This window comes from Paenibacillus sp. PsM32 (assembly GCF_030433815.1).
In the GTDB taxonomy this organism is placed as follows: domain Bacteria; phylum Bacillota; class Bacilli; order Paenibacillales; family Paenibacillaceae; genus Saccharibacillus; species Saccharibacillus kyungheensis.
This window is the reverse complement of record NZ_JARUWY010000002.1, coordinates 151,511-171,755: the sequence shown is the minus strand read 5'-3', so window position 1 is coordinate 171,755 and position 20,245 is coordinate 151,511. Positions and strand designations below refer to the sequence as shown.

General features: G+C 39.5%; 20 protein-coding genes, 1 pseudogene and 1 riboswitch. Of the genes and pseudogenes, 18 read left to right on the top strand and 3 right to left on the bottom strand.

Annotation, left to right across the window (positions count from 1 at the left end; all coding sequences use genetic code 11):
* The first annotated feature begins 24 nt into the window (after positions 1-24).
* The 4 genes from QCD85_RS06625 to QCD85_RS06610 are packed head-to-tail and all read left to right on the top strand — an operon-like array spanning position 25 to position 2,488.
* Positions 25-510, top strand: coding sequence for an ABC transporter permease (locus QCD85_RS06625; protein ID WP_204823836.1), 486 nt, complete (start codon positions 25-27; stop codon positions 508-510).
* Between the two features lie 10 nt (positions 511-520).
* Positions 521-901: a hypothetical protein gene (locus tag QCD85_RS06620; protein ID WP_301262049.1), complete on the top strand. Its 381-nt coding sequence runs from the start codon at positions 521-523 to the stop codon at positions 899-901.
* Positions 902-957: 56 nt separating this feature from the next.
* The gene (locus QCD85_RS06615) at positions 958-1,509 is read left to right on the top strand and encodes a hypothetical protein (protein WP_274172577.1); all 552 of its coding nucleotides are present in this window, start codon (positions 958-960) and stop codon (positions 1,507-1,509) included.
* The gene (locus QCD85_RS06610) at positions 1,496-2,488 is read left to right on the top strand and encodes a hypothetical protein (protein WP_301262048.1); all 993 of its coding nucleotides are present in this window, start codon (positions 1,496-1,498) and stop codon (positions 2,486-2,488) included. The genes QCD85_RS06615 and QCD85_RS06610 overlap by 14 nt, the downstream gene beginning before the upstream one ends.
* A gap of 142 nt (positions 2,489-2,630) precedes the next feature.
* Here QCD85_RS06610 and QCD85_RS06605 read toward each other — a convergent pair whose 3' ends face one another.
* A complete protein-coding gene (locus QCD85_RS06605; protein WP_301262047.1) occupies positions 2,631-3,173 on the bottom strand; it encodes a tetratricopeptide repeat protein in 543 nt (180 codons plus the stop codon).
* A gap of 672 nt (positions 3,174-3,845) precedes the next feature.
* Here QCD85_RS06605 and QCD85_RS06600 point away from each other — a divergent pair.
* The 11 genes and pseudogenes from QCD85_RS06600 (at position 3,846) to QCD85_RS06555 (ending at position 14,317) form a co-directional block, all read left to right on the top strand.
* The gene (locus tag QCD85_RS06600; protein ID WP_274172580.1) at positions 3,846-4,271 is read left to right on the top strand and encodes a MarR family winged helix-turn-helix transcriptional regulator; all 426 of its coding nucleotides are present in this window, start codon (positions 3,846-3,848) and stop codon (positions 4,269-4,271) included.
* A 559-nt stretch (positions 4,272-4,830) separates the two neighbouring features.
* Positions 4,831-5,835 (top strand): MsnO8 family LLM class oxidoreductase, encoded by a 1,005-nt coding sequence (locus QCD85_RS06595; protein ID WP_274172581.1) that lies wholly within the window; start codon positions 4,831-4,833, stop codon positions 5,833-5,835.
* Positions 5,836-5,963: 128 nt separating this feature from the next.
* A complete protein-coding gene (locus tag QCD85_RS06590; protein WP_274172582.1) occupies positions 5,964-7,355 on the top strand; it encodes an NtaA/DmoA family FMN-dependent monooxygenase in 1,392 nt (463 codons plus the stop codon).
* Positions 7,356-7,755: 400 nt separating this feature from the next.
* Positions 7,756-8,344, top strand: a pseudogene (locus QCD85_RS24000) (ATP-binding cassette domain-containing protein); the annotation flags it as partial.
* Between the two features lie 74 nt (positions 8,345-8,418).
* Positions 8,419-9,312: an ATP-binding cassette domain-containing protein gene (locus QCD85_RS23995; protein WP_441005609.1), complete on the top strand. Its 894-nt coding sequence runs from the start codon at positions 8,419-8,421 to the stop codon at positions 9,310-9,312.
* Positions 9,313-9,458: 146 nt separating this feature from the next.
* Positions 9,459-9,568, top strand: a riboswitch (TPP riboswitch).
* 236 nt (positions 9,569-9,804) lie between these two features.
* The gene (locus QCD85_RS06580; RefSeq protein ID WP_301262046.1) at positions 9,805-10,434 is read left to right on the top strand and encodes a thiamine phosphate synthase; all 630 of its coding nucleotides are present in this window, start codon (positions 9,805-9,807) and stop codon (positions 10,432-10,434) included.
* Between the two features lie 8 nt (positions 10,435-10,442).
* A complete protein-coding gene (locus QCD85_RS06575) occupies positions 10,443-11,720 on the top strand; it encodes an NAD(P)/FAD-dependent oxidoreductase (RefSeq protein WP_301262045.1) in 1,278 nt (425 codons plus the stop codon).
* Positions 11,711-11,914, top strand: a complete 204-nt coding sequence (gene thiS / locus QCD85_RS06570) for a sulfur carrier protein ThiS (RefSeq protein ID WP_274172585.1) — start codon at positions 11,711-11,713, stop codon at positions 11,912-11,914. Before QCD85_RS06575 ends, thiS begins: the two co-directional genes overlap by 10 nt.
* A gap of 1 nt (position 11,915) precedes the next feature.
* Positions 11,916-12,683, top strand: coding sequence for a thiazole synthase (locus tag QCD85_RS06565; RefSeq protein ID WP_274172586.1), 768 nt, complete (start codon positions 11,916-11,918; stop codon positions 12,681-12,683).
* Positions 12,684-12,685: 2 nt separating this feature from the next.
* Complete coding sequence (locus tag QCD85_RS06560) at positions 12,686-13,744, top strand: MoeB/ThiF family adenylyltransferase (protein WP_301262223.1); 1,059 nt, start codon at positions 12,686-12,688, stop codon at positions 13,742-13,744.
* A 15-nt stretch (positions 13,745-13,759) separates the two neighbouring features.
* Positions 13,760-14,317, top strand: coding sequence for a GrpB family protein (locus QCD85_RS06555; RefSeq protein WP_301262044.1), 558 nt, complete (start codon positions 13,760-13,762; stop codon positions 14,315-14,317).
* A 374-nt stretch (positions 14,318-14,691) separates the two neighbouring features.
* On the opposite strand, the gene QCD85_RS06550 is transcribed toward QCD85_RS06555, so the two are convergent.
* Together QCD85_RS06550 and QCD85_RS06545 are read right to left on the bottom strand one after the other, a co-directional pair.
* The gene (locus QCD85_RS06550; RefSeq protein WP_273612632.1) at positions 14,692-15,339 is read right to left on the bottom strand and encodes a thiamine diphosphokinase; all 648 of its coding nucleotides are present in this window, start codon (positions 15,337-15,339) and stop codon (positions 14,692-14,694) included.
* 239 nt (positions 15,340-15,578) lie between these two features.
* Positions 15,579-16,313, bottom strand: a complete 735-nt coding sequence (locus QCD85_RS06545) for an alpha/beta hydrolase (RefSeq protein ID WP_301262043.1) — start codon at positions 16,311-16,313, stop codon at positions 15,579-15,581.
* A 253-nt stretch (positions 16,314-16,566) separates the two neighbouring features.
* On the opposite strand from QCD85_RS06545, the gene pdhA reads away from it, so the two are divergent.
* From pdhA to QCD85_RS06530, 3 genes are all read left to right on the top strand, one after another.
* Positions 16,567-17,634 (top strand): pyruvate dehydrogenase (acetyl-transferring) E1 component subunit alpha, encoded by a 1,068-nt coding sequence (gene pdhA / locus QCD85_RS06540; RefSeq protein WP_069325966.1) that lies wholly within the window; start codon positions 16,567-16,569, stop codon positions 17,632-17,634.
* A gap of 83 nt (positions 17,635-17,717) precedes the next feature.
* A complete protein-coding gene (locus QCD85_RS06535; RefSeq protein ID WP_273612630.1) occupies positions 17,718-18,695 on the top strand; it encodes an alpha-ketoacid dehydrogenase subunit beta in 978 nt (325 codons plus the stop codon).
* Positions 18,696-18,902: 207 nt separating this feature from the next.
* Positions 18,903-20,243 (top strand): dihydrolipoamide acetyltransferase family protein, encoded by a 1,341-nt coding sequence (locus QCD85_RS06530; protein WP_274172590.1) that lies wholly within the window; start codon positions 18,903-18,905, stop codon positions 20,241-20,243.
* Positions 20,244-20,245 lie beyond the last annotated feature (2 nt).

Sequence of the window (20,245 nt, the reverse complement as noted above, 5' to 3'; positions counted from 1 at the left end):
AAACAAATAACGGGGGATTTTACAATGAATAATGCTTCAACCGCTTTAAAAGTAGCCGCAGGAATATTTTTAACGATCGCTTTGATAACGATTGTAGTAATTTTATTTATTTCTGCTCAAGAAGCTACCAAAACGGCACAAAATAACTTTGCTGATATCCAAACTGAATTATCTCAAGCTTCTTATACAGTCTATGATGGTACAACTATCAGTGGTTCTCAAGTAACCAATGCTTTACGTAAATTTAGCGGTAAAGAACAATTTGGCGTTCAGGTAACAACGGGTAAAAACAAAGGTTCAAATGGTCAATGGTACGGTAATACTTTGAACACAAGCGGAGAACTAACTTCAGATTCTTATGGATCTGTAACAGCTAAAGCTAATGGCGATATGAATAATACGATGACAGAATCAAGCCCAGAGTATGTCAATCCGAGCGGTAAATTCAAAGCTGCGATTATTAAAGATCGTTCTAACGTTGTACGTGGTCTTGTCTTCACTCAGCAGTAAGGACTAATCGATGGATAATAGTACAAAAAGTATGCTGTGGCTCGCTGTTCAATTATTTTTGTTCGGAACAGCTTGCCTTGCGGCACTTTATCTAAGTGGTGGTATTCAGAAAGTAAATCAATTATCAGAACCTGTGATGCAAGGACAAAAGCAAAGCGTTCAGCAGTATATAGGCATTTCAGAACAGTTGACGTATACAGGTGCACAGGTCAGACAATCGATTGCTCAGATTCAAGAGATCGGTGTAGATATGCAAATCGATCATGTGCTTTATCCTCATGCTGTAAAACCTGAACCATCTGCATTACTGAGAATAGAAGTCAATCGTACGTATCAAGTGACTTACCAGACGAATCCACAAGGTGAAGTGGTTACTATTCTATTTAGCTAATCAATATGATGTAGTAGCCCATAGTGCTATACCACAGAACGATCAAGGAGAACGCTATGAATTCGATGTCCAAAGTATTTGCCGCTTTTCTTGCGGTAGCTTTATTATATGTATTTCCTACGATGCAAGCGGCAGAGCGACAAGACGATCTTTCTCAGATGATAGTTTATAATGCAGTTGTTCAATTTACAGATGCTGTACGCACCAAAGGATACGTAACACCTACTATGTATAATGATTTCACGCGTGAAATTAATACAACAGGCAATGAGTATACTATTCAAATCGAACATTTACACAAAACATATCATCCTGAATATACAGATCCAGCGAACGTAAATACTTTTCAAAATAAATTTACAACTGTGTATGAGGGATACTATGAGAATGCTATCATGCCTGTATTGTATCCAGATAATAGCACACCCAAAGATGATCAAAGCAGACAATATCGTTTACAAAATGGAGATTATTTTACAGTGAAAGTAGAAAGTACGAATCGAACAATGGCAGCGATATTGCGCGGAATGTTAGGGATCGAAGGAAATCAGAATCGTTCTGCTGTACTTGCACGTTATGGAGGCATGGTGCTGAATGAAGATTACTGATTTTGCTATTTTGTTTGTTATTATTTTCTTTCCGCTATTTTGGCTGAGTGGCTTACATACTGACGAACAGGCACAAGCATCGAGTCTACAAATTTCGTATACTACAGCACTTCGTACAGCTGTTCAAGATGCAGGTCAGGTGATGAGTACGAATGAGCAGCAACAATACGAAGCAGGATACTCTTCAGAAAAGTTTTTTCGAGCAGATAAAGAGTTAGCATTACATACATTTTTGAATACATTGTATTTGAATTTTGGTATTCGTGGAGATGAGTCTGCACAGCAAAATCTAATGCACTATATCCCTGCAATCGTAGTGATTGATTATGATGGTTATTACATCTATGCGACTGAAGATTATACAGGAAGTGATGGATTGCCTAATGCTAGACATATGTGGCATCCGAAAAAGCCATATGCCTATTCTGATGCACAAGGCAATAGTATCCAATTTACGCTAGATCATTATGTGCATGTTGTCGAAGCCAGTACAGGAAAAGTGTTAGATGGAGAAGCAGAGCAGTTAGCGGATCAGACGAATATAGCGCTTTTAGATCAGATCAATACATTTGAGCAAGTGAGACGTACAGCGATAGTGAGCTCAATTCAAAAAGATTTGGCTTACTATATCAATAAACACAATGAATATGCTTCTCGTTATGGAATTTCTTATACATTTACATTACCAACGATATCGCAAGGGGAATGGAACAATAGTATTAACGATATCGGTATTATTTCTTTTTTGCAGGGGATTCCGACAGGAAGCGGTTATTATAACAATTATGCGCTTGGCGGAGGACGATTAGTGAAAAAGACTTCATGGTTAGGAACGACTGATCCTGATTCAGGTATCAAGTATGCTTATCCTAATGGTTGTAAGTTACCTGCACCAGCTCAAGATTTATTCACCGATGCCAAAGAAGCTGCGAAATCAGGATACTTTCTACGTGATTGCCGTAATCCTTTAATTCATTAATGTTGTATAAAATAGCTTTTTTAACTCAAAAGTCATACAAAAAAACCAATAACCTTATAAAAGGTTACTGGTTTTTGGTTTTGAACTACCGATCATCGTTTGGCAGGTTGTGCATCAAGCTTAATTTTAAAACGATAAAAATTTACCAAGTTTCATCAAGGTGTTGAGCGTAGTAAGAAATTCCTCTTTTGAAGTATTGAAGATGTTCATCAGAAGTCGTTTCCATTAGATTAGCCAAAACAATCTCCATAGCCTGTTTGTAATCTTTTGCATTATACAGAGCCATTGAATAAAAGATTTGAAGGCCACGGTGTTCAGGAAACTCTGTTACACCTCGATGTAAAGTTTCAACCGCTTCTTGATAGTAACCTAAAGAACGGTAGGTACTGCCAAGACCAAGCAAACATCTTTGCAGATTTGCTCCTGTAAGACCTTGGTCAATTGCCTTTACATAATAAGGGATAGCTTCATTCGGATATCCGGAATTATCGTGAACCATTCCAGTCTGGTAATTTACCTCAGCGTGATCTGGATAGGTAGCGACCATTTCTAAAAGAAGAGAACGTGCTTCTTTCAGAATTTCTGGGTCTTGTTTAGCACGCCCTTCTTCACGCAATTTGTGGGCTTTTTCTAAGAGCAAATTCAATGTTGTTTCAGCTGTAGTATTTATTCTTTGATCATTCATTTTTAAAACTCCCTCAAATGTAGTATTGCAAATAGCAAGTAACATTATAAAAACAATACTTTGAGAGAGTTAATTAATTTTGAAAGTGACTTTGTAAAAACATGTTCATGGCTTTTAATTCCTCCTTAGAAATCAGGAATAAACCCTAAGGTTCTTTTTCATACTAGGCTTTTTATTAACTAAAGTCAAAATCAAATTCAAAGTATTCAGTCGTTTATAATATTCTTAACAAGCTATGTCTTAAAACTAATACAATCTACTTCTTAAAGTAACAACCGACAGTTAAATTTAATTTTTAGAAGTAAGTAAAAAAGCTTTGATCTTTTCATAAAATGGCAAAATCTTCAACGATAATAAGCTTACTTCAATTCTTTCAAACCGTTCGTAAAAGTATGACTACAAGAACAAATTAGCTACGAGTTACTCTTTTTTGGATATGAAGCCCTGTGATTAGCTCTCTGCTGAAACAGTTTTTCGAGCTGATGGCTATCTCAAGCTTCGGATCAAAAGGCTTCGAGCCTGTGCGATGCTTGCTTTTTCGGTCGCTCCAGATCACTTAGAACGGTCAAGCGGCGGATATTTATTAATAGGCTAAGGAATTTTGTTGACAGCTAAATTCTCTTATGATAAATTTAGCGTGCTAAATATATTTTGGGTAGTGGAGGTTTAACAGTGAAGAATCAGATAGACTGCGACATTCGTCAATCTTTAGATAAAATTTCATCTAGAATGCGTCGAGATTATAACGAAAGTTTGAGAGAACTTAATCTCTATGTAGGTCAAGATAATTTGATTTTTCGCTTGTTATCAGGCGATGGAATTACTCAGAAGCAACTATGTGAACATTTAAAATGCGAGCCTCCTACAGTGACGAATATGGTTAAATCATTAGAGCAAAACGGATTTATACATCGTAAACGGGATGAACAAGATGCAAGAGTGATGCGAATCTATCTTACAGAGGAAGGACGAAAATTAGAGAAACCGATTGATTTTAGATGGAAACAGCAGCAAAATAAATTATTGCATTCGATTTCAGCGGAAGAACGCTTGTTTTTAAAAGAATTAATGATTCGAATGGAGAAAAATTTATTCTGATTTTTCTTCAAATTAATATTTAGCCCGCTAATTTTTTTGTTTTCATGGAGAAAATTTAGTAAGGAATCTAAATGACAGTTTTTAGTGTATGACTTAAAAAAATATTTAGCCGACTAAATAAATATAGAGTTTTTTTGAATTCTTTCTTGCTACGAATTTTTAAGTTTTCTTTTATTTATGCCAGCGTTAAATAGTTGTTTCATTCTTGAATTTAAAAACAATCAATTTAGTAAAAAGTTCATCAAAATAAGATTTGAATATGCGGCAGAATACTTGAAGATATACGCATACTAAAAAAAGGATGGACAGGCCATATCGAAGATCATCTAGAAAGAAGTAAACTGCCATTCATGCGTGAATACTTAAACAAACAGGGTTTTGCAAAAAAATAAACCGTTATTAAGTTAATGAGGTTACTGGGAGAGAGAAAATTGAAGAAAATCTATAATACGCGTGCTATCTTGGCATCGCTGCTCATCGTCGGGTTTGTGGGCATGTTCAGCGAGACTGCTTTAAGCATTGCAATGGGACTAAAGGCCGTTAAACAGGAGCTGACCACATGAACTATTCAATACTTGATTACGTGCACATTTTTAAGGGAGAAACTCCGCAACAAGCACTGGAAAATACAAAAGAAACATTGGAATTAGCGGATTCTTTGAACTATAAACGCTACTGGTTTACAGAGCATCACAACGCAACGACCATATTTAGCATGGCACCCGATTTGTTAATGATGTTCGGAGGGACATTAACGAAAAATATGAATATCGGGGCAGGAGGAATTATGCTACCCAATTATAGCCCTTATAAAGTGGCGGAAAACTTTGCGTTATTAGAAGCAGCGTTTCCGGGTCGTGTAGATTTGGGCATGGGACGTGCATCTGGCACAGACCTTTTGGCAAAAATCGCGCTCCAAATGACCAGAGAGAAAATGATTGAGGTGGATACTGCTGATCAGATTCAAGAAATCATCTATCATTTAATGAAATCCTTCCCCGAAGGTCATCCATGGCAAGCGTTAAAAATCGCTGGAGCACCGTATCAGCTAAATATGTTTATGTTAGGCTCATCCGCAGGCGGCTTAAGCTTGGCGGCAAAATTCGGTATGAAATTCGCTTTTGCAGGCCAATTAAACCCAAGTCAAGACATACAATTATTAAACCTCTATAAAAAGCGCTTTGAAGCGCAAGGTCATAAAGAAAAGCCGTACAGCATTTTATCGAAATTCATTTTCGTAGCAGATACGGAGGAAGACGCAAAACTAGCGGCCTTACCTGCTGAAATTGTCTGGATAAAAATGTATATGGGCGCAAAAACAGAGGACCTGCAATTAGTGTCGGTGGAAGAAGCTGCCAACTATAAGTTTACTCCACATGAACTGGCCATCCGTGAACAAAATAAAGGGCGCTTTATTATTGGGAATCCTGAGCAAGTTAAGACACAAATTCAAGAACTTGAACGTACCGCACACATTGACGAGATTATGATAGCGGATTGGTATGCGGACCAGCGTACGCGACGAAAAGGGTATGCGTTATTCGCTGAATTGATGAAAGCATAATGGCTCTAAATATACAATACTCAACACCTAGAAGCATAGTTGGGAATCGTGTCAGAAGATAAAAGATATGAATGTTTTTAAGACGAAAACATCCTCTAAATAATTCTAGTTGGAAAGAAGGTTTATCTATGCATAATATAAAAAAAACAAAAGCAGACACAGGTACTTCGAAAACGAAAAACAAGCATATGATCCTTGGAGTGGTCCTCGGAAACAACTTCGGTGCGCATCCAGCCGCATGGCGGATGCCGCACGCGGATCTTGGGTCATACACTAATACCGATGCTATAGTGAAACAGGCACGGTCAGCCGAGCGAGGAGGAATGCATTTCCTCTTCCTGCCCGAACGTCTTTTCCTGCAAGGCGATCTTTCCACGGCACCGCCTCTGTTCAACATCGATCCAATCATTACCTTGTCGGCTGTGTCTCAGGCGACCGAAAAGATCGGACTGATGGGCACGGCGTCCACCTCCTTCACCGAGCCGTATCTGCTGGCCCGCCAATTCAAGGCTCTCGACGTGATCAGCGGCGGACGGGCCGGATGGAATGCTGTACCGAGCTACGAACCCGTTGCTTTCGCGAATTTTGGCAAGGTCCCGCCGCTTCGGGAGAATAAGTACGAGCGTCTCCACGAAGTGGTGCAGATCGTCCAGGCGCTGTGGGGAAGCTGGGGATACGAAGCGGGCCGGCCCGACCCGAACGGCATGTTCGCTGACTCGGCCCATATTCGTTCGATCGATCTCCAAGGCAAGCACGTCGGAGCACGCGGACCGCTTCCTATCCCGCCGTCCGAGCAGGGCCAGCCGGTCATTATGATGCCTGCCAGCAGCGGTTACGGCCTGCAAGCCGCCGGCATGTACGCCAACATCGTGATTGGAATGCCATCGACAATCCAAGAAAGTCGGGCTACCCGTCGGGCCGTGCAGGAAGCTGCCATACAGGCGGGCCGAGATCCCGAAGAAATCAAATTCGTTGTATTCGCCGGCTTCACAGTCGGCGAAACGAAGCGGCAAGCCCTCGATGCACGCCGCGCACTCGATGACAGAACGGATATCCGTGGACCATTGTCCCATCTGGGCGCTTATCTCGGCTTGCGTGAGGAACTTACTCTCCCTGAATCCCCCCTTACGGCTGCGCAGCTCGCTTCCGTTCGGGCGCATCCGCAGGACGCACGTTCCATTTTGGCAGTCAAGTTGGCTAAAGCAGGGTGGTCGCCGCGTGACATCCTTGCCCATGGGGTGTTCGAGACTACGCCTACCGTAGTTGGCACCGCCGAGGAGGCTGCCGATTACCTTCAGGAATGGTTTGAAGCCGGAGCCGCGGACGGATTCGTGACAAACTTCGACGACTTTCACACGGGGATCGACGAATTCGTTGATCGTGTCGTCCCCATCCTGCGTGAACGCGGCCTTTTTGCCGACGGATATGAGGGGGAAACCCTCCGTGACCACCTAAATCTGCACCGACAATATGGACTAGATCCCCGTATTGCAAATGAATCGACCGGAGAAACCCATTGATAGACCGAAAGATTGTTTCCGAAATAGCTATTACTGAGGAATACTAAAATTAAATTTGTAATCATAAATGTAGTCAACGTTAGATCGGTTACTTGAGAGGAAATGATCTAAAGCAAGGCTTTTACGTAACTTTAATATAAGAAACAATACAGCTTAGCGAAGCCATTTACGGAAAAAAGTATACTTTTCAAAAGTGATAAGGGTAGCGATGAATAGACGCTACCTTTTTTGTGTTCCAAAAAGCATACATTTATTCTACATATCAGAAAATGAATGTAAAAAAATGAAAATTTTCAGTTCTAGACAGCTTCTGCTTATGTTACAATACACTCTGTAGCAATTTTGTGATGATGTATATTTAAAAAAGAGATATTTAACATAGACAGGAGCATTATTTAGTATGAGTTTGTTATCAGTAGAAAATGTAACACATAATTTTGGAGACCGAACATTATTTCGGGATGTATCTTTTCGTCTGCTTGCTGGAGAGCATGTAGGCTTAGTCGGTGCAAATGGTGCTGGCAAATCAACATTGATGAATATTATGACAGGTAAACTGTTGAAAGATAGCGGTAAAGTCGAATGGGCTCCGCGTGTACGTTATGGTTATTTAGATCAGCATACCAAGTTAACAGAAGGAAAAACAGTACGTGATGTACTGAAAGATGCTTTTCTTCCGTTGCTAGAATTAGAGCAGGAGTTAAATGAAGTCACCAATCAGATGGCTGAAGCATCCCCGGAACAATTGGAAGTATTGTTAGAACGAATGGGTGATATTCAAGAGCAACTGGAAATAGGAGACTTTTATCTATTAGATACCAAAGTTGAAGATATGGCTTACGGTCTTGGACTCAATGTTATTGGACTTGATAAAGACGTAACAGCTTTGAGCGGGGGTCAGCGTACCAAAGTACTGCTTGCCAAGCTATTACTGGAAAAGCCTAATGTTTTGTTGCTGGATGAGCCTACCAACTATTTGGATGTAGAGCATATTCAATGGCTAACTCGTTATCTACAAGAATATCCACATGCTTTCGTATTGATCTCACATGATACAGATTTTATGAATCAAGTCGTGAATGTAATTTATCATTTGGAATTTGCCAAATTAAATCGTTATACAGCTGATTATAATAAGTTTTTAGAAATGGCTGATATTCAAAAGCATCAACATATCGAAGCCTTTGAAAAACAGCAAGATTTTATCAAAAAACAAGAAGAATTTATTCAAAAAAATAAAGCGCGTGCATCTACATCCGGTCGTGCAAAAAGTCGTGAAAAGCAATTAAATCGTATCGAACGTATCGACAAACCAGAAGAATTTGCTAAGCCAACATTTAATTTCAAAGAAGCTCGTGCAAGTAGTAAAACAGTCTTTGAAGGTAAAGACTTTGAGATTGGATATACACATGCTTTATTGCCTAAAATGACAATGAATATTGAACGTGGTGAAAAAATTGCGATTGTTGGTTGTAACGGTGTAGGTAAATCAACATTGCTCAAAACTATTCTAGGTAAACTTCAACCGGTTAGTGGTAAAACTTATCTTGGCGATTATTTGCATTCTGCTTATTTTGAGCAGGAAGTACGTCCAGACCAATTGACACCGATAGATGAAGTATGGAATGAATTTTCACATTTAAGTCAAAATGAAGTACGTGGTCATCTGGCACGTTGTGGTCTGAAAAATGAGCACATCACTCGTCCTATGCGTATGTTAAGTGGTGGAGAGCAAGCGAAAGTTCGTTTGTGCAAACTATTACTGCGTGAAAGCAACTGGGTATTATTCGATGAACCGACCAATCACTTGGATGTTCATGCTAAAAATGAATTAAAACGCGCTTTAAAAGCATATAAAGGCACAGTATTGCTTGTTTCTCACGAACCTGAATTTTATGAAGATTGGGTTACTAAAATTTGGGATGTTGAGCAGTGGTCTGAAGCTAAAGCGAAATAAAAGATTTTCCATCTTTTTAAGATGTCGTAGCTAGTTGTACTCATTTGTTTTTAGAATGAACTGTGAAAAATGACTTTATAAAGAGTCTGAGAATCATTTGCTTTATTGAATAGTCTTTGCTAAGATGAATAACAAATTGAATAGCTTGAATGCACTAGGGGGGCCGCTTGAGGCTGAGATGAAAGCAGATATTGCTTTCGGACCCTTTGTACCTGATCTGGATCATACCAGCGTAGGGAAGTGGTAGCAGAGTTTCGGAAATGTTAGATCATATTAACGATAAAGTCTTTTACTGTATAGAATAGTAATTATTTTATACAGAGGAGCTTATGATGATCTAAAATATGGTTTCCGTTATTTTAAAATAATCTTGTTTGCTCTCAGACAAGGCTCATTATTTTCTAGGTCTATACTAGCCACTTCTTGAATAATAAGAAGTGGCTTTTTTGCGTTTGCTTATACACTTTTGAGGAAAGGAGGGCATATACCGATATGGAACTTCATGCAATCAGTACAGGTCAACAATCGATCTACCAGTTTGTAAAGGTAGCTTCACAGATACATCCGTGGACAACCGCTATTCATATTCGTGAAAAAAAGTGGTCTGATTCTCAGATTATTAATGCTGTCCAGCAGCTCATGCATACAGGAGTACCACTATCCAAAATAAGGATCAATAGTCGACCTCAATTAGCAGCGGATTTAAAAATAGGGGGTGTGCATTTAAGTGAACATATGTCTTATGTAAATGCAGATGATCCTCCTTCACTATGGAAAGTCGGGCGATCTGTTCACAGTATAGAGCAAGCATTACAAGCTCAAAGTGAAGGGATAGATTATCTTTTTTACGGTCATATTTATTCGACTAACTCTAAACCTGATCTGATTCCACAAGGATTGGATCAATTGGAAAAGCTTTGTCATGCGGTATCTCTACCTGTTATTGCAATAGGTGGTATTCAGCCATCACACTGCCAAGACATTCATCAAGCAGGCGCTAGAGGAGTAGCTGTAATGTCTGGTATTTTTGAAGCAGAACATCCTCAGCATGCCTGTCAGTTGTATAGCCAAAGTATTCAATATATGACTTCTACGCATCTACAATCATTAGGAAAGAAGTGAATCGGCTTATGGTTCATCTATCTAATCTCAAAGCTAATCATTATGACGTAATCGTTGTAGGTGCTGGAGTGATCGGTGCTGCTATTGCTTATGAACTGGCACAGCAAGGAGTCAAAGTAGCTTTGCTTGAAAAAAATCAACCAGCTTCTGGCGCATCAGGTGCAGCAGGAGGGATGTTAGCTGCTCATTCTGAACATTTTGCTCATCCAGAATTGTACCAATTGGCATTATACAGTCAATCGCTATATAGCAAGCTTGCGACTGATCTATTGGAGAAAACTGGGATTGATATTGGACTACGAACAGAAGGATTTTTGCTACCACTGACCAAGCAAGAATTACAGTTAAGACATAAAGACCCACTTCAAGCAGATCAAAGGTATGACAAGACATTTGATGCAAATTTATTTCCTTTACCAAATAAAAGTCATACTTCTGCTTCTACACATAACGATTCAAAAGTAGATCGCAAAGAGTGGTGGAGCCCATCATATCTAGCACAAGTTGAGCCACATATTTATGCTCCTTCTGGAATGATCTACAATCCAGATGAACCGCAATTAATTCCAGCTTTGTTTAATCAAGCGCTTGTTCAAGCAGCGATTCAGCATCATGTCGATTTTTATCCTGAGACAGAAGTATACCGTTTACTGCATTCGCAAGGTAAAAATCATATTACAGGTGTAATCACTAATCAAGGAGAAATCTACGCTGAACAAGTAGTGTTAACAACAGGCTTGAGTACACAACAATTACTAGTAACAGAGCAGTATAGTTTACCTTTGGTACCGGTCAAAGGAGAACTCATCGAAGTCAGTACTTCTTCTCAATATCTTGGACATACGATTTATGGAGAAGGCATTTATATCATTCCCAAAAGTAATCATCGCATCTGGATTGGAGCTACCAGTAAACCAGAACGTACAGATACAACAGTAGATCTTTCTGCGATTGCTCAGTTATTGTCGGGAGCGGAGCAATTTCTGCCTGCGATAGGATCAGCTACGTTTGAACGTTGTTGGTCAGGGATACGTCCTGGAACACCGGATGAATTACCTTATTTAGGAAGGATTCAACCGCTTGCTGGATTATGGACAGCTTCAGGGCATTATCGAAATGGGATGTTGTTAGCTGCTGGCACAGCAAAATGGATGGCAGAGGCATTAATAAATAATGACACAGCGCATATCCCTGATTGCTTTTCACCAGAACGAGCTTTGCAAAAATCGAAATCTTTATCATCGAAATCTCGATCTACAGCCAAAGGAGTGACTACATGGAATTAATTATCAATGGTCATCGGAAATATGTAGAACCTGAATACAATACGGTATCCAAATTGCTAGAATCATTATCTCTTGGTCACAAAACAGTGATTGTAGAACATAATCAACAAATTTTGCAAAAAGAAGAACATCCGCATATTACACTGGCAGACAAAGACATATTAGAGATTGTACATTTTGTAGGAGGTGGCTGATTTGTTAACGATAGGTACACATACATTTACATCGAGACTGTTACTAGGCACGGGGAAGTTTACAGATTTGCAGATTCAGAATCAGGCGGTAGAAGCATCAGGCACAGAAGTGCTAACATTTGCAGTAAGACGATTGAATCTAGATCAAGTGAATGAACCGAATTTTCTAGAAATGTTAGATCTCCAAAAATATAAACTATTGCCTAATACCGCAGGAGCCAAAACAGCAGAAGAAGCTATTCGGATAGCACGTCTGGCAAAAGCTTCTGGATTATGTGATATGATAAAAGTAGAAGTTATCGGAGATGATACGTTGCTTTTACCTGATCCTTTGGAAACGGTCAAAGCTTGCGAAGTCTTGCTAGCAGAAGGATTTATTGTTCTGCCGTATATCTCTGACGATTATATGTTAGCCAAACGCTTACAGCAACTTGGTGTACATGCGATTATGCCTGGAGCTTCTCCGATCGGTTCGGGTAAAGGAATACTTAATCCTTCGGCGTTGCAATGGATTATTGATCAAGCGACTGTACCTGTGATTGTCGATGCCGGTATACGCTCACCGAAAGATGCTGCGTATGCGATGGAACTTGGAGCCGATGCTGTACTTCTTAATAGTGCTGTCTCTGGCGCAACGGATCCTGTCAAAATGGCAAAAGCTATGAAGCTAGGTGTAGAAGCAGGTCGATTAGGAAGGGAAGCAGGCATGATTCCTGTACGTGAGTATGCTGTGGCGAGCAGTCCAGCAGAAGGGATGATCACGACTTGAACGTGAATAATACCAATAACCAGCAACAACCAGAACAACATAATCGGTACTCCAGACAAGTGCGATTTACTCCTTTAGGTCAAAAAGGTCAGCAACATTTGACAGAAGCCACTGTTCTTATCGTAGGAGCTGGAGCTTTGGGTTCTAGCTCTGCAGAGACACTGGTTCGTGCAGGGGTAGGCAAAGTAATTATTGCAGATCGCGATTATGTAGAATGGAGTAATTTGCAAAGACAACAACTGTTTACAGAACAAGATGCTCAAGATCGTATGCCCAAAGCTATCGCTGCTCAACGTCGTCTACAACAAATTAATTCTGACGTAACTATTGAAGCACATATTGCAGACGTAACGGCTGATGAAATGAATGATCTAGCCAAAGGGGTAGATCTGATCATGGATGCGACAGATAATTTTGAGACTCGATTAATGATTAATGATATTTCGCAAAAATATAATATTCCCTGGATATATGGTGGTTGTGTAGGAAGCTACGGCATTACATTTACGATTATCCCAGGAATCACACCTTGTCTACAATGCTTAATGGAATCTGCACCACTTGGAGGAGATACTTGTGATACTTCGGGTATTATTCCTCCTGCTGTTCAGATGGTTGTAGCTCATCAGTGTACAGAAGCCATTAAGATTCTTAGTGGTAATACAGATCAATTACGTGGTACATTGTTATCATTTGACTTATGGAATAATGAACAGGTCTCTATCAAAATGAATAGTGCACGCAAGCCAAATTGTCCTTCTTGTGGTAGCCAACCTACTTATCCCCATCTCACTCAAGCGGGTCAAAGTAAAACAGAAGTACTATGCGGTAGAGATACGGTACAGATTCGTCCAGCACAAAAAATGATAATAGATCTAGAGCAGACCGCTCAACGCTTAGCTAAGCTTGAAGAAAATCAAGTGAGTGTCACTCCTTTTTTAGTATCTATGACGATGCCAAATGAACAGCGTTTTGTTATTTTCCGTGATGGTCGTGCTATGGTGCATGGTACAAAAGATATAGCAGAAGCACGCACTTTATATCATCGTTATTTTGGTTGAAAAGGAGGGAATAGGATGACAAATATTGAGAATGAATCGACATGGCCGATCTGGGCAACAGAATCAGTAGAGATTGCACCACCTGATCCACAATGGATAGAGCAGGGCAAATTCTATACAAATGAATTAACGCAGTTACTATCTCCTGTGGATATACAACATATTGAACATTTTGGTAGTACAGCGATACCTAATCTTCCTGCCAAACCTATTATAGATATGATGGCAATCACAGATTCATTTGATCAATTACCAGTTATTATTCCTATATTGGAAAAAGAAAATTGGCATTACGTTCCGCCTGAATTAGATGGTAAACAGCATCGCCGATTTTTTGTCAAAGTGATCAATGATAAGCGGGTAGCTCATTTGCATATCGTATTGCAACAAGGTCAGCAATGGCAAAATCAACTTCTGTTTCGGGATCGATTGATCGCACATCCAGAATGGGCAGAGCAATACGGGCAATTAAAGCAACATCTAGCGATAGACAACAAAGATGATCGAGAAGCATACACTCAAGCCAAAACAGAATTTGTACAAAATATTCTAGATCATCATGACAAAATATAATCTTTAGGAATGAAAGAGTATAGAGTAAGAATCTATGTATATAGTTGATCAAAATAAGGGATAAGCGTGTATTACTTCTTATTTTGTTCTTGTTATTAGAATGGAAGCTTCTTGTTACTTTATTAATTCTCATGACTAAGGCTCATTACACAAAAAATCCATCGAACCAGAAATGCTCTCTGGTCGATAGATTTTTGATTTTGTTGCTTTTTAGTTAGAATTTATTTTTACATATGTAGCAAAATAAAAGGATCAAACAAATATAGCAAAGTAAATAAAAGTAGCAAAGTGCATAAAAGAGTTAAACAAAGCGATTCAATTGTAGTTACTTATTCAATAGAGTGAGGAACTGTATTGGAGAAAAAATATAACAATTAATCTCTACTCTGAATAATTAACAATAGACCGCCTTCAATACTGACTGTACCTTCTTCGTTGATTAGATGATTACTAATACCACGGGATTGACCCATCCGTAGAGTAGCTTGCTCTAATGGATATTGAAATCCGGTAAGATTAATGCCGGTCACTTCAGATGTAATAGGCAATAAAGAAATATAAGGGAACCCACGATTTTCAATAACGGCTTGTGTGCTGGTAAGGGAAATATAATTATTCATATCCATAATGCTGCAACTTACCTGATGTTGAACTGCACGCACAAGAAGTTGTACATTGGCCAACGTATGATCAAATCGTGTACCCAATGCCCCTAAAATTAAAATATCACGAATATGACGTTCCATCGCTATTTCAAAAGCAGCTTCGGTATCAGACCAATCTTTTTCAACCGAATCATAGACAATCAATTGATCACTGTTAGCTTTGATATTTTCCAGATCATGTTCACGATCGGTCAGTGAATCGAAGTCTCCTACAGCCACATGGGGATGAATACCATGTTCAATTAAAAATAGTGCTCCACGATCAGCACCAATAATCAAATCGTCTTCTTGAATTTGTTGCAAAAAGTCAGGATGTAATTGACCACCCGAGAAAATAATAGCACGCTTCATCAACATGAATCAGCCCTCGTTTCATCTCATACTAGAGATCTATTGTATCGTTTATATGTGAATTTAGTATAAATAAAAAAAGATATATTGAAATTGTAGTTGCATAACTTTCTCTCACACAGATACAATAGAAAAGACGAGCAATCAAACGAGTTATAGATTTTTTTGCTTATGAAAGCGCGAACATCGATATAAGCCGTTTGAAAGTTCGATTTCTACTGTAAGTACTTAAAGAACTACAAATTTTAGATTTCAGGTAAAAAGTATTTTAATGCAGCAGGAAGTTCTTTTTGCCAGAAGCCCCACAAATGTTTACCATCTTTTTCACTATATTGTACAGTTGCTCCACGTGCTTGCAAAAGATCACGAGTGTCGCGGTTTAATTGTACAAAATCGTAAATACCTGTATCGCTCTCAAAATCTGTTTCTTGCAGACCGACAATCATGTATACATTCAAATCTGTAAGATTTTGAGCTTGTGCGATAGTATCCTGACTTTGTTGATAATAAGCACCGGATAGACTAATCACCTGCTGAAACAGTTCAGGATATAACAGGGACAGATGGATCGAAACGCTGCCGCCAAGTGAATCACCAGCTAGAATTCGTTGATCTGGAGTGCGTCGCACAGGATATTTTTGCTCGATATATGGAATGATTTCTTCAGCAAAACAAGCGGTGTATTTTTCGAAGCGATCGCCAAATGGAGCATATTCTTGCGTTCTAATCTTCGTATTTACTTCTACACCTACGATAATAAAAGGCTCGATATTTTCATCTAAAATTAATTGGTTGGCATACGTAGCAATTCGACCAAAGTTAAAAAATTCTTCACCGTCCTGACAATACACTACAGGATAACTTAATACTTCATTGTAGCCTGGCGGCAAGTAAATCCGTAATGTACGACTTTCACCAAGATGGCTGCTTTCGATTTGTTCTTTCAGTATTGTTCTTTTAAGATAACGGGAATCTGTCACAGTGATCACCTTTTTCGGGAATATTTTTTGCATTGCGTATCACAATGCGTTAAGATTGTTTCGTGCGGTCGTAAAGTCTTTGAATACAAAGATCGTAAAACTGTTATACAAATATTAACCTGCTGTTATACATACAATAATACACATATCTACTAAATTTCAATGTATGTTTTGACGAATGGAGTAGAACAGGTGTATAATAATTCTATAACAGCGGGACATGATATTCAAATTTTTTATTGAGGTGAATAAAATGAGTAAGGTTCCTTATGAAGTTTATACGGAGGACGTGGAAGCTCTTTCCGTTCTTTCTCCTGAAGGCAAAATCGTCAACAAAGATTTACTACCTGATCTTAACGATGATCAATTGAAAGAAATTATGTATCGTATGGTCTTCACACGTAGTTGGGATGATCGTGCAGTTAACTTAGGTCGTCAAGGTCGTCTTGGTTTCTATGCACCAGTATCTGGTCAAGAAGCTACAATGGTTGGTAGCGAATTCGCTTTGCAAAAAGAAGATTTCGTATGCCCGGGTTACCGTGATATTCCTCAGTTGGTATGGCACGGATTGCCACTTTATCAAGCATTCTTGTACTCTCGTGGACATCAACACGGTGGACAAATTCCTGATGGCGTTAACGTTTTAATGCCGCAAATCATCATTGGTGCACAAATTTTGCATGCAATGGGTATTGCTATGGCTTACAAATTGAAAAAACAAAAACAAGTTGTTATTGCTTACACAGGTGATGGTGGTTCTTCTGAAGGTGACTTCTATGAAGGTCTTAACTATGCTGGTGTATACAAATTGCCTGTTATTTTCTTTGTACAAAATAACGGTTATGCAATTACAACTCCTTTCGCAAAACAAACAGCTGCATTGTCGATCGCTCATAAAGCGGTTGCAGCAGGTATCAAAGGCGTAAAAGTAGACGGTATGGACGTTCTTGCTGTTATCAAAGCGGTCCAAGATGCTGCTGAACGCGGACGTAATGGTGAAGGTGCTACATTGATCGAAGCTGTTACTTACCGTTTCCGTCCTCACTCCATGTCTGATGATACGAGTAAATATCGTACTAAAGACGAAGAAGGTATCTGGAGTGAAAAAGATCCTATCGCTCGTCTTGCTAAATACTTGGCTGAAAAAGGTCTCTGGACTGATGAAGATACAGAGCGCGTAAGAGAAGAAGCTAAAGCTAAAGTAAACGAAGAAATCAAAAAAGCAGAGAAAACAGAGAAAATGACTGTTTCCGGCTTGATTGATAGCATGTTTGAACAAACACCTCAACACTTGGAAGAGCAAAAAGCTGATTTCGAATAAGAGGTTTCTAAAAATAGAGCGTTAATCTAGATCCTTGATGCGTGAACATGAACAGTGAAATGTTTAAGGAGGAAATGAAGCAAATGGCACAAATGAATATGAAAGAAGCGATTCGTGATGCGCTTCGCGTTGAATTGAAAAATGATCCTAATGTGATCCTTTTCGGAGAAGACGTAGGTCATGTTGGTGGCGTATTCCGCGCAACAGAAGGTCTGCAAGCAGAATTTGGTGAAGATCGTGTATTTGATACACCTCTTGCTGAGTCAGCTATCGGTGGTTTGGCAGTAGGTTTGGGTATCCAAGGATTCCGTCCTGTTGCTGAAATCCAATTCGTAGGTTTTATTTTTGAAGCACTTGACCAAATGGTTGTTCAAGCAGCTCGTATGCGTTACCGTTCTGGTGGCAAATACAATTCTCCAATCGTTTTCCGTACACCTTTCGGTGGCGGTGTAAAAGCGGCAGAATTGCATACTGATTCTCTAGAAGGCTTGCTTACACAAACTCCAGGTATCAAAGTGGTTATCCCTTCTAACCCTTATGATGCTAAAGGACTTATGATCGCATCTATCCGTGATAACGATCCTGTATTCTTTATGGAGCATTTGAACTTGTACCATGCATTCCGTGCAGAAGTACCTGAAGAAGCTTATACAGTAGAATTGGGTAAAGCAAACGTAGTACGTGAAGGTTCTGATGTAACAATCATCGCTTACGGCATGATGGTTCACACAGCAACTAAAGCGGCTGATCAATTGGCTGAAGAAGGAATCAAAGCAGAAATTATTGACCTTCGTACAGTAAGCCCGATTGATATTGATACAATTGTAGCTTCTATCCAAAAAACAAATCGTGCAATCGTTGTTCAAGAAGCACAAAAAAGTGCTGGCGTAGCAGCAGAAGTTATTGCACAAATCAATGAAAAAGCAATCTTGCACTTGGAAGCTCCAGTACTGCGTGTAGCAGGACCGGATACTGTTTATCCATTTGCACAAATTGAAGATTCTTGGTTGCCATCACCTAAACGTGTTATTGATGCAGTCAAAAAAGTAGTTCAATTCTAAAATAGTTTTTATTGTCAAAAGGCGGGTACATGAGCATATTCATTCAGTTTGATGATCGTCCTTTGGATACTCGTTAAATCGAAGAATATAATTTTGCGGACGCCTTTTGGCTTTGAAATATGTACTAAATAGATTAGGTAAAGAGATATTGCTGAATGATAGGAGTGGAATCAATTGTTCAGCAATCTAAATAGGGAGGTTTTGCAAGTGGCAAAATTTATTTATAAATTTCCAGAGCTTGGTGAAGGTTTGCATGAAGGCGAAATCATCAAAATGCATATCAAACCAGGTGATAAAGTAACAGACGATAGCATCATCATGGAAGTACAAAATGATAAAGCAGTAGTTGAAGTACCTTGTCCAGTTGATGGAACAGTACTTGAAGTATTGACGAAAGACGGTCAAGTTTGTCATGTAGGCGAAACGGTAGCAATTATCGAAGCTGAAGGTGACATTCCAGATCAAGACGAAGAAGAAACAGCTCCAGAACAAAAAAGCGGTCAAGAACAAGAATCTGTTCAAGGCGGAGTAGATACAACTTCATCTCCTGCTGCTGACAGCCCTGCTGATGCAAAAGAAGGTAAAGAAACAAATGCTTCTACACCAGCAGCTCCTAACAAAGATGTTCTAGCTACTCCAAGCGTTCGTAAATTTGCTCGTGAGCAAGGTGTTGATCTAGCACAAGTTAGTGGCACTGGCAACAACGGTAAAATTACACGTGAAGATGTAGAATCTTTCAAACAAGGTGGAGGACAAGTTTCTTCCCAAACTTCAGAAGTAGCAGCAGAAGAAAAAACATCTTCTCCAGTAGCACCAGCGGCAGCTCCTACAGCTATCGCAACAGGTGGAGACGAAGAGCGCGTACCATTCAAAGGTATTCGTAAAGCGATCTCTAACGCTATGGTTAAATCTGCATACACAGCTCCACACGTAACGATTATGGATGAAGTAGACGTTACAGAATTGGTAGCTTTCCGTACGCGTATGAAACCACTTGCTGAGAAAAAAGGCATCAAAGTAACATACTTGCCATTCATCGTAAAAGCACTTGTTGCTGCTACTCGTGAATTCCCAGCATTGAATGCTTCTATCGACGAAGCTTCTAACGAAATTGTTTACAAAAAACATTATGATGTAGGTATTGCTACAGACACAGATAACGGTCTAATCGTTCCTGTTGTTAAAGATGCAGATCGTAAGAGCATCTTCATGATCGCAAGCACAATCAATGATTTGGCTGTACGTGGTCGCGAAGGTAAATTGTCTGCTAATGAAATGCGTGGAAGCACAATTTCTATCTCTAACATCGGTTCTGCTGGCGGTATGTTCTTTACTCCAATCATCAACTTCCCAGAAGTTGCGATCTTGGGAACTGGACGTATCAGCGAAAAAGCTGTTGTTAAAAATGGCGAAATCGTAGCAGCACCTGTAATGGCTCTATCCCTAAGCTTTGACCACCGTATTATCGATGGTGCAACAGCACAGAACTTTATGAACTTTATCAAATCACTTCTCGCTAATCCCGAGTTGCTGGTTATGGAGGTGTAATC